This is a genomic window from Klebsiella sp. WOUb02 (assembly GCF_050058015.1).
In the GTDB taxonomy this organism is placed as follows: domain Bacteria; phylum Pseudomonadota; class Gammaproteobacteria; order Enterobacterales; family Enterobacteriaceae; genus Klebsiella.
On the sequence record NZ_CP170110.1, the window covers coordinates 4,145,205 to 4,160,555 of the forward strand.

A 15,351-nucleotide genomic window follows, 5' to 3' on the forward strand; every position below is an offset into this window, starting at 1 on the left:
TTCTGACAAGTAATCTCTTTGCCGTATTTACTTCATCAAACATGCTTATTTTGCTGGGGAGCTAATTGTTATTTGCGGATTATTACAAAAGGCTTGTTTTATTCATTCGCGCGGTAGTGGCCTGTAACAAATCTGTTAGCACGGTAATTGAGCGATATATTGTTTCGAAGCGGCGAATTTTGCAGCATCTTTTTAGCCGGAGGCTACTGTTATAGTGGCCGCGATCACACTTTTTGCTCATCCCTGCTACTCCTCCCTGGCTAATCCCCGCCGGGATGAGGACGTTGCGCCGGGAGGTCGGCACACTAACGCTAACGTTTTAGTAAAGGACCCGGATTTCCTATGTCACAGACTTCTTTTAACAAAGATCGGTTTCAGGCTGCACTGACGCGTCAGTGGCAGCATTTTGGCCTACAGGCCGCTTCTGAGATGACCCAGCGTCAGTGGTGGCGTGCGGTGAGCGGCGCGTTAGCCGAGCTGCTGGCCGCGCAGCCGGCGGCGAGGGCTGCGGAAGGCCAGCGCCACGTTAACTACATTTCGATGGAGTTTTTGATCGGCCGTCTGACCGGCAACAACCTGCTTAACCTTGGCTGGTATCAGGGGGTCAGCGATGAGCTGAAGGCGCATGACGTTCACCTGACCGACCTGCTGGAAGAGGAGATCGATCCGGGCCTTGGCAACGGCGGTCTGGGGCGCCTGGCGGCGTGCTTCCTCGATTCGATGGCCACCGTCGGCCAGTCGGCAACCGGCTATGGCCTGAACTATCAATACGGTCTGTTCCGTCAATCTTTCGACGACGGCCAGCAGGCGGAAGCGCCGGATGACTGGGGACGCAGCGGCTATCCGTGGTTCCGCCACAACGAGCAGCTTGACGTGGGGGTAGGATTAGGCGGCAAGGTCTCGAAAAACGGGCTTTGGCAGCCGGCGTTTGTCATTACCGGCGAAGCCTGGGATCTGCCGGTGCTGGGCTATCGTAACAACGTCGCCCAGCCGCTGCGCCTGTGGCAGGCTAAGCACGCGCACCCGTTTAACCTGACGAAATTTAACGACGGCGACTTCCTGCGCGCCGAGCAGCAGGGTATCGACGCGGAAAAGCTGACCAAAGTGCTCTATCCGAACGATAACCACCAGGCCGGGAAAAAGCTGCGCCTGATGCAGCAGTACTTCCAGTGCGCCTGCTCGGTTGCCGATATTCTGCGTCGTCATCACCTGGCGGGCCGTAAGCTGGCCGAGCTGGCGGATTATGAAGTGATTCAGCTGAACGATACCCACCCGACGATTGCGATCCCTGAACTGCTGCGGGTGCTGCTCGATGAGCACCAGCTGAGCTGGGACGACGCGTGGGCAATCACCAGTAAAACCTTCGCCTACACCAACCATACGCTGATGCCCGAAGCGCTGGAGTGCTGGGACGAGAAGCTGGTCAAAGCGCTGCTGCCGCGCCATATGCAGATTATCAAAGAGATCAACGCCCGCTTTAAGACGATGGTGGATAAAACTTGGCCCGGCGATGAGCAGGTATGGGCTAAGCTGGCGGTGGTGCATGACAAGCAGGTGCGCATGGCCAACATGTGCGTAGTCAGCGGTTTTGCGGTAAACGGCGTAGCCGCGCTGCACTCCGAGCTGGTGGTGAAGGATCTGTTCCCGGAATATCACCAGCTGTGGCCGAACAAATTCCACAACGTGACCAACGGCATCACGCCGCGCCGCTGGATCAAACAGTGCAACCCGGCTCTGGCCGCGCTGCTCGATAAATCGCTGAAAAAAGAGTGGGCTAACGATCTCGACCAGCTGATTAATCTGGAAAAGTACGCCGATGATGCGGCGTTCCGCCAGAGCTATCGCGAGATTAAGCAGGCCAATAAGGTTCGCCTCGCCGCATTTGTGAAGGCCCGTACCGGAATCGATATTAACCCGCAGGCGATTTTTGATATCCAGATTAAGCGCCTGCATGAGTACAAACGTCAGCACCTCAATCTGCTGAACATCCTGGCGCACTATAAAGAGATTCGCGAAAACCCGCAGGCCGACCGCGTACCGCGCGTATTCCTGTTCGGCGCGAAGGCGGCGCCGGGCTACTATCTGGCGAAGAATATTATTTTCGCGATCAACAAGGTGGCGCAGGCCATCAACAGCGATCCGCTGGTTGGCGATAAGCTGAAAGTGGTCTTCCTGCCGGACTACTGCGTGTCGGCAGCGGAAATGCTGATCCCGGCGGCGGACGTCTCTGAACAGATCTCGACGGCGGGTAAAGAAGCCTCCGGTACCGGCAACATGAAGCTGGCGCTGAACGGCGCGCTGACCGTCGGTACGCTGGACGGCGCCAACGTTGAAATCGCCGAGCAGGTGGGCGAGGAAAACATCTTTATCTTCGGTAATACCGTGGAAGAAGTGAAGGCGCTGAAGGCGAAGGGCTACGATCCGCTGAAATGGCGTAAGAAAGACAAGCTGCTGGACGCGTTGCTGAAAGAGCTGGAAAGCGGTAAGTACAGCGACGGCGATAAGCACGCCTTTGACCAGATGCTGCATAGCCTGCTTAAAGGCGGCGATCCGTACCTGGTGCTGGCCGACTTTGCGGCCTATGTGGCCGCGCAGAAGCAGGTGGATGAGCTGTACCGTGACCAGGATGCCTGGACCCGGGCAACGATTCTGAATACCGCCCGCTGCGGCATGTTCAGCTCCGATCGCTCAATTCGCGATTATCAGCAACGTATCTGGCAGGCAAAACGCTAAGGACAGGCCTATGGAGACGAAACGCCTTGATAACGCCGCGCTGGCGGCGGGGATCAGCCCGAGCTACATCAACGCCCACGGCAAGCCGCAGTCGATTGCCGCGGTGACCAAGCAGCGTCTGCTTGATGCGATGCACCGTACGACAACCGCCGCGCAGGCGGCGGTTAATCCGCTGCCGAATGTACAGGTTTTCACCCACGGCAAAAAAATGTCGCTGCCGGTGGCCGGGCACGGTGAGTTTCAGTGGATCCTTACCACCGAAGAAGGCAAGCAGTATCAGGGGCAGGTAAAAGGCGGCGCCACGCTGTCGCTGCCGACGAAGCTGCCGGAAGGCTACCATATTCTGACCCTCACCCGGGACGGCGACCGCTGGCACTGTCGGGCGATTGTCGCCCCGGCGCGCTGCTACGAGCCGCAGGCCCTGAAAGAGGGACAAAAGCTGTGGGGCGCCTGCGTACAGCTGTATACGCTGCGTTCGGAAAAAAACTGGGGGATCGGCGACTTCGGCGATCTGCGCGCGATGCTGCCGGAAATCGCTCAGCGAGGCGGAGCGTTCATTGGCCTCAACCCGATTCATGCGCTCTATCCGGCTAACCCGGAAAGCGCCAGTCCGTATAGCCCCTCCTCGCGCCGCTGGCTGAACGTTATCTATATCGACGTTAACGCGGTTGAAGATTTCCGCCTGAGCAAAGAGGCGCAGGCGTGGTGGCAGCTGCCGGCGACCCAGCAGGCTTTACGGGCGGCGCGACAGGCGGATGACGTTGACTACACCGCCGTCACGACGTTGAAAATGACCGCGCTGCGCATGGCCTGGAAAGGTTTCTCGGCCCGCAGCGATGAGGCGATGACGGAGTTCCGTCAGTTCGTTCTGCGCGAAGGGGAAAGCCTCTACTGGCAGGCGGCGTATGATGCGCTGCACGCGCGGCAGGTCCAGCTCGATCCGCTGCGCTGGGGCTGGCCGACCTGGCCAAAGGCGTACCAGGATATCTCCAGCCCGGAGGTGAAGGCTTTCTGTGCTGAACACGCCGATGAGGTGGATTTTTACCTCTGGCTGCAGTGGCTGGCCTGTTCGCAGTTTGCCTCCTGCTGGCACACCAGCCAGCGCGATGCGATGCCGATTGGTCTCTATCGCGACCTGGCGGTTGGCGTGGCGGAGGGCGGGTCTGAAACCTGGTGCGATCGCGAGCTCTACTGCCTGAAGGCTTCCGTTGGCGCTCCGCCGGATATTCTCGGGCCGCTCGGGCAAAACTGGGGCCTGCCGCCGATGGATCCGCATATCATCGTCTCCCGCGCCTACGAGCCGTTTATCGAGCTGTTGCGCGCCAATATGCAAAACTGCGGCGCGCTGCGCATCGACCACGTGATGTCGGTCCTGCGTCTGTGGTGGATCCCGTACGGCGAAACCGCCGATCACGGTGCCTACGTCCAGTATCCGGTCGACGATCTGCTGTCTATTCTGGCGCTGGAGAGCAAGCGCCATAGCTGTATGGTGATCGGTGAAGATCTCGGCACCGTGCCGGTGGAAATTGTCAGCAAGCTGCGTAAGAGCGGCGTCTACTCCTACAAGGTGCTGTACTTTGAAAATGACCATGAGAAGACGTTCCGTGCGCCGCAGAACTATCCGGAGCAGTCGATGGCGGTGGCGACAACGCATGACCTGCCAACGCTGCGCGGCTACTGGGAAAGCGGCGACCTGACGCTTGGCAAATCTCTGGGGCTCTATCCGGATGAAGTGGTGCTGCGCGGGCTGTACCAGGACCGGGAGCTGGCGAAGCAGGGGCTGCTGGATGCGCTGCATCAGTACGGCTGTCTGCCCAAGCGCGCCGGGCACAAAGCGTCGCTGATGACGATGACCTCGACCCTCAACCGCGGGATGCAGCGCTACATTGCCGACAGCAATAGCGCGCTGCTGGGCCTGCAGCCGGAGGACTGGCTGGAGATGGCTTCGCCGGTGAACATTCCGGGCACCAGCACCGAGTACCCGAACTGGCGGCGTAAGCTTTCGACTTCGCTTGAGCAGATGTTTGCCGATGCGCAGGTCAATAAGCTGATCAAGGATTTAGACAAGCGCCGCAGGGCGGCGGCAAAGAAGAAAGCGTAGTGAGATCGCGCTTCCCCGGCGGCGGTTATTCGTCGCCGGGGAAGCGGCTAAGGCGATAAATAAAAAGGCCGGGTAGCGTGACGCATACCCGGCCTTTTTCATGCTTACTGCTTTACACAACCATTCCCAGCAGCAGACAGCCTACCAGGCCGCAGACGGAGATAATCGTCTCCAGCATCGACCACGACTTAATGGTCTCGCCGATGGTCAGGTTGAAGTATTCCTTAAACAGCCAGAATCCCGGGTCGTTGACGTGGGAGAAAATCACGCTACCGGAGCCCACGGCGATAACCATCAGCTCCGGGCTGACGCCGGTGCTGGCGATCAGCGGAGCCGCAATACCGCCCGCGGTAATGGCCGCGACGGTCGCCGAACCCAGCGCAATGCGCAGCACTGCCGCAATTGACCACGCCATAAACAGCGGGGACATGTTGGATTCATGCATTATCGAGGCGATATATTTATCCATGCCGCTATCAACCAGAACCTGCTTAAAGGCGCCGCCGCCGCCGATAATCAGCAGCATCATGGCGATGATTTTAATCGACGAGGTCAGGGTTTCGTTGATCTGTTCCATCGAGCGGCCGCGGTTGAGGCCAAAGGTAAACAGGGCAATCAGGACGGCGATCAGCGTTGCCATCACCGGGTCCCCAAAGAACTCGGCCCAGGAGAGGAACGCATGGCCTTTCGGCAGCACCATTTCAGCAACGGCGCGCGTCGCCATCAGCACCACCGGCACCAGAGAGGTCCAGACGCTGACGCCAAAACCCGGCATCTCTTCTTCAGTGAAGGTCTTCGGGTTATGCAGGCCTTCCGGAATCGGCTTATCGATGTTTTTCAGGCAGCGGGCGAAGACCGGACCGGCGAGAATCACGGTCGGGATGGCCAGCAGCGTACCGTAGAGCAGGGTTTTACCCATATCGGCGTGGAAGATGGTGGCGATCGCCGTCGGGCCCGGGTGCGGCGGCAGGAAGCCGTGGGTAACGGAGAGCGCGGCCGCCATCGGAACGCCAACGTACAGCAGCGGGATGCGGGCCGATGCGGCGATGGTGAACACCAGCGGCAGCATGAGGACGAAGCCCACTTCATAGAACAGCGCGAAACCAACGGTAAAGCCGGTCAGGACTACCGCCCACTGAATGTGCTTTTTGCCAAATTTAGCGATAAGCGTGGTGGCAATGCGCTGCGCGCCGCCGCAGTCCGCCAGCAGCTTGCCGAGCATTGCGCCGAAGCCCATGATCAGCGCGAGGCTGCCGAGAGTGCCCCCGACGCCGTTTTTGATGGATACGATAACTTTATCCAGAGGCATGCCCTGCATGAGTCCGACGGCGAGCGCCACCAGAATCAAAGCGATGAAGCCGTTCATTTTGAAGCGGATCATCAGCAGTAATAACAGGGCGACCCCGATAGCAACGATGACTAATGGCATAATTTACCTGGCCTTTCATTTGTTATGGGTAACGTAAAACGTCAATCTGATTTCGTTTGCTCCGGGCGGGGATACAAACTGTGTGGCGCCATAAAATCGACTATCACTTCTTATCAGAAAGGATAGCTGGCTATTTTTACAGCAGCAGAGCCTGAGAGAGATGATACGGGTAACATATGAAGATTGAGAATCACCCTGGCGGTGAATATTTTAAATATGAGACTTAAGTCATACTCTTTCCCGGGGTGTTTGCCGGTACGACTAACGATCAAGCGGGAGGGGGAACGCCAGAAGGGGCGGCCCGGCGGCAAAAGTCCGGCCGGGCTGGGGAGTGCGGTATGGCGGACGGCTTAGTAGTAGGAGTGCTCGCCGCGCTGATGCTCGGTCAGATCGCGCACGCCTTTCAGGTCCGGGAATTCGTTCAGCAGCTGCTTCTCGATCCCTTCTTTCAGGGTCACATCGACCATTGAGCAGCCGTTACAGCCGCCGCCGAACTGCAGAATCGCCAGGTTGTCTTCGGTGATTTCCATCAGCGTCACGCGACCGCCGTGGCCGGCCAGCTGCGGGTTGATCTGCGATTGCAGCATATATTCAACGCGCTCCATCAGCGGCGCGTCGTCGGAGACTTTACGCATCTTGGCGTTTGGCGCTTTCAGCGTCAGCTGGGAGCCAAGCTGATCGGTCACGAAGTCGATTTCGGCGTCTTCCAGGTACGGCGCGCTGAGTTCGTCGACGTAGGCGGTCAGCTGCTCAAACTTCAGCGTCGTGTCGGTGTCTTCCACCGCATCCGGTGGGCAGTAGGATACGCCGCACTCAGCGTTTGGGGTGCCGGGATTAATCACAAATACGCGAATTTGTGTCCCTTCTTCCTGATTTACCAGCAGTTTGGCAAAGTGCGCTTGTGCAGCATCGGAAATACGGATCATAGCGTTGGCCTAATAGTTGACTATTTTACTGGGTTATTATACGCCCATCAGCAGGGGTCTACAAGGTACGGCATATACACCATACCTGAACCGTCGCGGCGCCGTTTCGCAAAAGCAGGCGGGATATCTCGGCGACGGTGCTTCCGGTTGTGACGACATCATCCACAATGGCGATATGGTGGCCCTGAACGGATAATTCAAGCTGAAACGCATTTTTCAGGTTCCGTTTGCGCAGCCTCGCGGTGAGCTGGCGCTGAGTTCCGGTAGGGCGGCTGCGCCGCAGAGCGTCGCTGCGCCAGGCGGCGCGCGTCCAGCGGGCCAGCGGGCGGCACAGCAGGTCGCTCTGGTTAAAACCCCGCCGCCACTGCCGCCGCTGCCACAGCGGGACGCCGACAATCCGATCCACAGGAGGCAGGCCTTCGCTCTGGCGGATACGCAGCAGCAGCAGGCGAGCCAGCGCCGGGGCCAGCTCCGGGCGTCGGGTAAATTTCAGCTGATGGATCAGGCCGCTTAGCGGCGGGAGGTAGTCGCTGACGGCTACCAGCCGCTGCCACGGCGGCGGATCCTGGATACAGCGTCCGCAGGGTGCGGTGTCGACGCCGGCGGGCAGGCCGCAGCGCGGGCACCGCGGCAGCCGGGACGCCAGCGATGCGGCGCAGCGGGAGCAAAATCCCCAGCTGGCTATGGCCAGCGGCATTTGGCATAGCCAGCATAAGCCGTGTGCTGTTAGCATATTTCCCCCTCATATCTGGTGAAAAGAGAACGATAGCTGATGAACGACATCTGGTGGCAAACCGTGGGCGAAGGGAAGTGTCATCTTGTGCTGCTGCACGGATGGGGACTGAATGCCGGGGTGTGGGATTGCATTACGCCGCAGACTGGCTTCGCACTTCACGCTGCATGTGGTTGACCTGCCGGGCTACGGTCGCAGCAGCGGCTTCGGCGCGCTGTCGCTGGAGGAGATGGCGCAGCGGGTGCTGGCAAAAGCCCCCGAGCAGGCCATCTGGTTGGGCTGGAGCCTGGGGGGCCTGGTGGCAAGCCAGATAGCCCTGCAGCATCCGCAGCGCGTGCTGGCACTGGTTACCGTCGCGTCGTCCCCGAGCTTCAGCGCTCATGGTGATTGGCCGGGCATTAAACCGGAAGTGCTGAGCGGTTTTCAGCAACAGCTCGGCGACGATTTTCAGCGTACCGTTGAGCGTTTTCTGGCCCTGCAAACCATGGGAACCGAAAGCGCGCGCCAGGATGCCCGGGCGCTGAAAAACACCGTCCTGTCGCTACCGATGCCGTCGATAGCGGCGCTGAACGGCGGCCTGGAAATCCTCAAAACCGCCGATTTGCGCCAGCCGCTGGCCGCGCTGCCGCTGCCTTTCCTGCGGCTGTACGGTCGCCTGGACGGTCTGGTGCCGCGCAAAATCGTCCCTCTTCTTGATACGCTGTGGGAAAAGAGTGAATCCGTGGTCTTCGACAAGGCGGCGCATGCGCCGTTTATTTCGCATCCGCAGGCGTTTTGCGACACGCTGCTGGCGCTAAAAAGCAGGCTGAGCCATTCGTTTTAGCGCGCTGTGGCAAAAATCAGGCTCCCGGTAATACTTAGAGGGTCGCGGGGAAGGATGATAGCCGTCGTCTTCGCGATCTATAAAAACAACCTTCTGGAGCATTGAAACTATGAAACCTATAACGAGTATTGTTGCATCTCTGGTGATTGGAACCCTGTCTTTTGGCGCCTTTGCGGCGAAAGAGATTCAAAAAGATGAAGTGGCGTCGATGAATCTGACGAAAATCGGCAGCATTACCACCGCTAATACGACCTCGCCGATGGACGCGAAGCGCGATCTGTCGAAAAAGGCGGATGAGCTCGGCGGTAAATACTTCGTGGTGATTGCCGGTGAGAAGAACGAAAAAACGGTTCACGCTAACGCCGACGTCTATAAATAATCCGCCAGGCGGGTCCTCTGGACCCGCTTCTCCTGTTCTTCACCAGCCCTCAACGCAGCGACCACCACTCCTGTAAGCAGGCCTTTCCTTCCGGGCAGCTTTTGCAGCTGCCGGACAGGCATTCCTCAGGGTCCAGGGCGATCCGCTGAACCTTACCCATGGCTTCGAGCCGACCCAATATGGCGTCAATCAGCGGCTGCGGCGCCTGCAGGCGGGCGCTGAGCTGCGCGGCCGCCATACGCCCCTGCAGAGCCAGCATATCGCGTACTTCAATTAACGACGCCATTTATCGCTCCTTAGTGGCAATCGCCGGCCGGGCTCTGGCAGCACGACGACGGCGTTTTGCGTGTCGCCAGCAGCGAGACGTCGACCCGACTGCGCGCGCGGCGCAGCAGGCCAAAGAGCACGACGTTGAACAGCACGACGGCGAGGATGCACGCCAGGCTGTAGCGCGGGTGCTGGCTAAAGCTCACGGTCTGATAGTAGAGCGTGGAGAGCGAGTAAGCGATGTTCAGCCCCCAGAGAATGGAGAACGACATCCAGCCGCGGCTTGATTCGCGGGCGACGGCGCCCATCACCGAAATACACGGGATATAGAGCAGGACGAAAATCAGGTAGCTATACGCCGCGGCGGCGCTGCCGAATTTGCTGCTCATCACCCCCATGGCACCGGTTTCCATTTCGCCATCGCCTTTGCTGGCTTCAATGGGGTTCGCCAGCACGCTCAGGCTGAAGGTGCTTTTCAGGCTCTGCCAGGTTTCATCCGCCGCCGCCAGCAGCTCGTCGCCGAGGTGGAATTCCTGAGGATTAAAGGCTTCATTCTGAATGTTTTCGGCGGTGTAAAGCGTGTTTAACGTGCCGACGACCACCTCTTTGGCCATTGCGCCGGTAAACAGTCCGACCGTCGCCTGCCAGTTGTCTTCATGAACGCCAATCGGCTTAAACAGCGGAGTAATGATCCGGCTCACCGACGCCAGCGCCGAGTCGTTAATGTTATCTACCAGCCTGCCGTTGATCGAGAAACTGTTGAACGCGCTGAGGAAGATGCTGACGATCACAATGACCTTACCCGCCCGCAGCACGAAGCCTTTGAGGCGCTGCCAGGTCTGGATGACCAGACTTTTGATATGCGGTACGTGATAGACCGGCAGCTCCATCACGAACGGCGAGGCTTCGCCGCGCATAATGGTGTGCTTGAGCATCAGGCCGGTGAGGATCGCCATCACGATGCCGAGCAGGTACAGCGAGAAGACCGCCAGCGCGCCGTTTTGCCCGAAGAAGGCGGCGGCGAAGACGGCAAAGATAGCCAGCCGCGCGCCGCAGGACATAAACGGCGCCATCATAATCGTCATCAGCCGTTCGCGCGGCGCATCCAGCGTACGCGCGCCCATCACCGACGGCACGTTGCAGCCGAAACCAACAATCAGCGGCACGAAGGATTTCCCCGGCAGGCCCAGCGCCTGCATCAGGCGATCCATCACGAACGCCGCGCGCGCCATATAGCCGGAGTCTTCGAGGAAGGAGAGGAACAGGTACATCATGCCGATTTGCGGCACCAGCGGCAGCACGGTGTTGATGCCGCCGCCGACCCCCTGGGCGAGGAATACGGTTAGCCACTCCGGCAGATGCAGGGTATAGCCCAGCCATTGAATGCCGTGAATAAAGATAGCTACCGATCCGGCGTCGAATATCGGCTGCAGGGCGCCGCCGATGTTGATGGCCAGTAAAAACATCAGATACATGACGAACAGAAAAATGGGCAGCCCAAGCACCCGGTTGAGGATGATTTTATCCATTGCTGCGGTGAAGCGGCTCGGCTCGGCGGTCAGGGTGTTGCTGACGGCATCGCAGATGGCGGCAATGCTCTGGTAGCGGGCATCGGCAATATGCAGCGCCGGATCGTTAATCTCGCTGCCCAGGTTCGCAAGGGCGGCATCGAGCTTATCGGCGGCGTCGCCGGCGTAAGCGCGGCTATAAATATCGCCTTCCAGCATCTGCAGGCCGAGCCAGCAGCGCTGACGCGGCGAAATGTCCCGGGACATGGCCTGCGCCAGCTTTTCCGCCTCGCGCAGCAGCGGCTGCGGATAGTGCACCAGCTCAATCTCTTCATTTTTGTGGTGACGATCGATAGCCATCTTCAGGGCTTCGATACCGCGACCGCGGGTCGACACCAGCGGGATAACCGGGCAGCCAAGGCGGGCGGAGAGGGCGTCGACGTCGATGCGAATTTTCTGCTTTTCGGCGATATCCAGCATATTCAGAGCCACGACGCAGGGGATCCCCAGCTCCAGCAGCTGGAGCGTCAGGTAGAGATTACGCTCAAGGTTTGAGGCATCGACGACGTTAATCAGCAGATCGGCGTCGCCGCTGAGAATATAGTGGCAGGCAATCTGCTCATCCAGTGAGGTTTGCGAGGAGATGGTGGTCAACGAATAGGTGCCGGGCAGGTCAACCAATGTGACCTGATTATCCGTGGTGGTAAAGGCTCCCTCTTTACGCTCAACGGTCACGCCGGCCCAATTACCCACGCGCTGGCGCGCGCCGGTGAGCTGATTAAATAAGGTGGTCTTGCCGGAGTTAGGATTACCAATTAAACCAATGGTTAACTTTTTCATATTTCAGACTCTTATTACCGGGCCGGGCGTTATTGTGCAACCGCTTCCAGTTCTATTAAATCAAGATCCTTTTTACGTAATACCAGGCTCACGCGCCGGGTTTCGATATGAACAGGATCACCAAGCGGCGCCACGCGGACGACGTTAAAAGAGGAGCCAGGCAACATGCCAAGGGATAACAGTTTCTGACGATAAGCCGGGCTTATATCGCGAGAGAAACCGGTAATTTTCCAAGCGCTATCGGGAGTAAATTGCATAGGGCCTACTTGTATATCGCTAACTGAACGAGAGTTCATCGTGAGCAGCGGCTGTGCGGTATCGGGGAGCACAGCCAACGAATAAGAATTGATACTGTAAATAATGATAATGAGAATAGTTTTTATCATCAATACATAACTGGCGTAATAATAGACTTTGTGCGGAAATTCGCTGTTTTATTGATATGACTCAAGGTCTGTGCGATAGGAGTAAATAAATAAAATATTACATTCTGACATTACTGTTTAATTGAGGTTTCATTGGTTAATGAAATGAATATTTAATAAATAGACTTGCGCTCGCCTTTATTAACAGATTATTGGAATTTATCGTGAAGCGTTTACGCAATATTGCTGAGCGATTAGCAGGAGATTGCCCCCCGGAACGGAGGGCAAAGAGAGGGCTAGCGTTTTTTACCCATTGCCGCCGCCAGCGCGTCCATCATGGCGCTATTGCCATTCGACTGCGCTTCACGGCCGCGCGGTTTTGCCGGCGGACGATTGCCCTGCGGGCGCTCGCCGCCGCGGCGCGCGTTGCTCTCGCCGGGCTGTTCATCCAGACGCATCGTCAGGGCAATACGCTTACGCTGCAGGTCAACTTCCATCACCTTAACCTGGACGATATCGCCCGCTTTGACCACGGTATGCGGGTCTTCAACGAACTTATTCGAGAGCGATGATATATGCACCAGGCCGTCCTGGTGTACGCCGATATCGACAAACGCGCCAAAGTTGGTGACGTTGGTAACCGCCCCTTCCAGCACCATGCCCGGCAGCAGATCGTTCATGGTTTCTACGCCGTCAGCGAACTTCGCGGTTTTGAATTCCGGACGCGGATCGCGGCCCGGTTTTTCCAGCTCTTTAATGATGTCGGTCACCGTCGGGACGCCGAATTTCTCATCGGTGAACTCGCCAGGCTTGAGGTTGCGCAGTTCGCTGCTGTTACCCATCAGCTCCTTGAGCGCCTGCTGCGTGGCGGCCAGAATCCGCTCAACGATCGGATAGGCTTCCGGGTGCACGGTGGAGGCATCCAGCGGGTTATCGCCGTGGTTGATGCGCAGGAACCCCGCGCACTGCTCAAAGGCTTTGGGGCCGAGGCGGCTCACCTTCAGCAGCTGCTGGCGGTTCTGGAACTGGCCGTTTTCATCGCGCCAGGCGACGATATTCTGCGCCATCATGCGGGTCAGCCCGGCGACGCGGGTGAGCAGCGGCACGGAGGCGGTATTGAGGTCAACGCCGACGGCGTTCACGCAGTCCTCAACCACCGCATCCAGCCTGCGCGCCAGCTGCGTCTGGCTGACATCGTGCTGGTACTGGCCGACGCCGATAGACTTCGGATCGATCTTCACCAGCTCGGCCAGCGGATCCTGCAGGCGGCGCGCGATAGAGACGGCGCCGCGCAGGGAAACGTCAAGGTCCGGGAACTCCAGCGCCGCCAGCTCGGAGGCCGAATAGACCGACGCTCCCGCTTCGCTGACGATCACCTTCTGCGCGGTGACCTTCGGGAACTGCTGCTGCACGTCGAGGAAGAAGCGTTCGGTTTCGCGCGAGGCGGTGCCGTTACCGATAGCAACCAGCTCAACGTTGTGTTTTTGACACAGTCCGGCAACCGCTACCGCGGCTTTCGCCGCCTGGCCGGTGTGCGGGTAGATGGTGTCGGTGGCGACCAGCTTGCCGGTGCCGTCAACGACCGCCACCTTCACGCCGGTACGCAGGCCCGGATCGAGCCCCATCGTCGCGCGCAGCCCCGCGGGCGCCGCCATCAGCAGGTCGTGCAGGTTGCGCGCAAAGACGTTGATGGCCTCATCTTCCGCGCGTTCGCGTACGGTGCCCATCAGCTCGGTTTCGAGATGCATTAGGACCTTGATGCGCCAGGTCCAGCTCACCACCCCTTTACGCCAGCTATCTGCCGGAGCGTTATTCAGGCGCAGGCCGAGATGGCTGATAATGATCTGCTCGCAGTGGCTCTCTTTCGGCGGCTCGTCGAACTGCGGATCGGCGTTCAGGGCCAGCTGCAGGATGCCTTCGTTGCTGCCGCGGAACATCGCCAGCGCGCGGTGTGAAGGCACGGTTGAAATCGGCTCATGATGATCGAAGTAGTCGCGGAACTTCGCGCCTTCCTCTTCTTTCCCGCTGACCACGGTAGCGACCAGATGGGCGTTCTTCCACAGATAGTCGCGCACTTTTGCCAGCAGCCCGGCATCTTCCGCAAAGCGCTCCATCAGGATATAGCGCGCGCCGTCGAGGGCTGCCTTGGTATCCGCCACGCCGTTGTCGGCATTGATAAATTTGGCGGCTTCGGCTTCCGGGTCGTGGGACGGGTCGTTCCACAGCAGGTCCGCCAGCGGCTCCAGCCCGGCTTCGATAGCGATCTGCCCGCGGGTGCGGCGCTTGGGCTTATACGGCAGATAAAGATCTTCGAGCTCGGTTTTACTTAGGGTGGTGGTGATGGCTTTTTCCAGCGCATCGGTCAATTTACCCTGCTCCCCGATCGATTTGAGGATCGACTGACGGCGGTCTTCCAGTTCGCGCAGATAGCCGAGGCGGGTTTCCAGATTACGCAGCTGCGTGTCATCCAGACCGCCGGTGACTTCCTTACGATAACGTGCAATAAACGGCACGGTGTTCCCTTCATCAAGCAGGCGAACGGCAGCTTCTACCTGTTCAGACCTGGCCTGAAGTTCACCCGCAATAATGCGGCAGAGCGAATCATTCATCATGGCTTGGTTTCATCTACTGGATCAAAAAATCAGGGGATAGTTATACGGACTGACACCGCAAAATGCCAGTCGCGGCGGAGGTCTCTCGGAATCTTCCGGGCATAAATCCGGGCGCAAAGCGGCAGATAAAATAGCCTGATAGCCTTGGGATCTATTTGACGTATTCAATTTCGTTAACGTACCAGCTGGCTTCGCCGGCGGGCGTCTGGACGATCGCCAGATCGCCGACCTCTTTCTTCAGCAGGGCGCGGGCCATGGGCGAGTCGATCGAGATATAGTCTTTACGGCCGAAGATTTCGTCGTAACCGACGATGCGAAAGCGCTTGCTGTCGCCGCTATCGTTTTCAATCTCAACCCACGCGCCGAAGAACACTTTGCCCTCCTGCTGCGGGGAGTAATCAACGATCTTCAGATTCTCAAGACATTTGCTCAGATAACGTACCCGGCGGTCAATTTCGCGCAGGCGTTTTTTATTATACTGATAGTCGGCGTTTTCACTGCGGTCGCCAAGACTTGCCGCCCAGGTAACTTTTTTAGTGACTTCAGGGCGCTCTTCGCGCCATAGATAGTCCATCTCTTTTTTAAGTTTTTCATACCCTTCACGGGTAATCAGCGGCGTTTTCATTAATCGTTCT

The 15,351-nt window shown here is 58.4% G+C and carries 11 protein-coding genes and 1 pseudogene; 4 read left to right on the plus strand and 8 right to left on the minus strand.

Going from position 1 to position 15,351, the window contains the following annotated elements:
• The first annotated feature begins 342 nt into the window (after positions 1-342).
• The gene (gene malP / locus ABOC21_RS27140) at positions 343-2,733 is read left to right on the plus strand and encodes a maltodextrin phosphorylase (protein ID WP_426813939.1); all 2,391 of its coding nucleotides are present in this window, start codon (positions 343-345) and stop codon (positions 2,731-2,733) included.
• 10 nt (positions 2,734-2,743) lie between these two features.
• Positions 2,744-4,834, plus strand: a complete 2,091-nt coding sequence (malQ, locus tag ABOC21_RS27145) for a 4-alpha-glucanotransferase (RefSeq protein WP_426813940.1) — start codon at positions 2,744-2,746, stop codon at positions 4,832-4,834.
• Positions 4,835-4,946: 112 nt separating this feature from the next.
• Here the strand turns inward: malQ and gntT are convergent, their stop codons facing one another.
• The 3 genes from gntT to gntX all read right to left on the minus strand — a co-directional run bounded on the left by gntT (position 4,947) and on the right by gntX (position 7,922).
• Positions 4,947-6,263 (minus strand): gluconate transporter, encoded by a 1,317-nt coding sequence (gntT, locus tag ABOC21_RS27150; protein ID WP_426813941.1) that lies wholly within the window; start codon positions 6,261-6,263, stop codon positions 4,947-4,949.
• Positions 6,264-6,613: 350 nt separating this feature from the next.
• Positions 6,614-7,189 (minus strand): Fe-S biogenesis protein NfuA, encoded by a 576-nt coding sequence (gene nfuA, locus ABOC21_RS27155; RefSeq protein WP_045854024.1) that lies wholly within the window; start codon positions 7,187-7,189, stop codon positions 6,614-6,616.
• A gap of 58 nt (positions 7,190-7,247) precedes the next feature.
• Entirely contained in the window at positions 7,248-7,922 is a 675-nt protein-coding gene (gntX, locus tag ABOC21_RS27160; protein ID WP_426813942.1) for a DNA utilization protein GntX, read from the minus strand.
• A 39-nt stretch (positions 7,923-7,961) separates the two neighbouring features.
• Between gntX and bioH the strand changes: the two are divergent.
• Both bioH and ABOC21_RS27170 read left to right on the plus strand, forming a co-directional pair.
• Positions 7,962-8,745, plus strand: a pseudogene (bioH, locus tag ABOC21_RS27165) (pimeloyl-ACP methyl ester esterase BioH).
• 109 nt (positions 8,746-8,854) lie between these two features.
• Positions 8,855-9,124, plus strand: a complete 270-nt coding sequence (locus tag ABOC21_RS27170; RefSeq protein ID WP_426813943.1) for a YdgH/BhsA/McbA-like domain containing protein — start codon at positions 8,855-8,857, stop codon at positions 9,122-9,124.
• A gap of 49 nt (positions 9,125-9,173) precedes the next feature.
• Here ABOC21_RS27170 and feoC read toward each other — a convergent pair whose 3' ends face one another.
• From feoC to greB, 5 genes are all read right to left on the minus strand, one after another.
• A complete protein-coding gene (feoC, locus tag ABOC21_RS27175) occupies positions 9,174-9,410 on the minus strand; it encodes a [Fe-S]-dependent transcriptional repressor FeoC (protein WP_426813944.1) in 237 nt (78 codons plus the stop codon).
• A 10-nt stretch (positions 9,411-9,420) separates the two neighbouring features.
• Positions 9,421-11,739 (minus strand): Fe(2+) transporter permease subunit FeoB, encoded by a 2,319-nt coding sequence (gene feoB, locus ABOC21_RS27180; protein ID WP_426813945.1) that lies wholly within the window; start codon positions 11,737-11,739, stop codon positions 9,421-9,423.
• 29 nt (positions 11,740-11,768) lie between these two features.
• Positions 11,769-11,996 (minus strand): ferrous iron transporter A, encoded by a 228-nt coding sequence (feoA, locus tag ABOC21_RS27185; RefSeq protein WP_004868486.1) that lies wholly within the window; start codon positions 11,994-11,996, stop codon positions 11,769-11,771.
• Between the two features lie 404 nt (positions 11,997-12,400).
• Complete coding sequence (locus ABOC21_RS27190; protein WP_426813946.1) at positions 12,401-14,716, minus strand: Tex family protein; 2,316 nt, start codon at positions 14,714-14,716, stop codon at positions 12,401-12,403.
• Between the two features lie 151 nt (positions 14,717-14,867).
• On the minus strand, positions 14,868-15,341 hold the full coding sequence (gene greB / locus ABOC21_RS27195) for a transcription elongation factor GreB (RefSeq protein WP_426813947.1): 474 nt from the start codon (positions 15,339-15,341) through the stop codon (positions 14,868-14,870).
• Between the last annotated feature and the right edge of the window lie 10 nt (positions 15,342-15,351).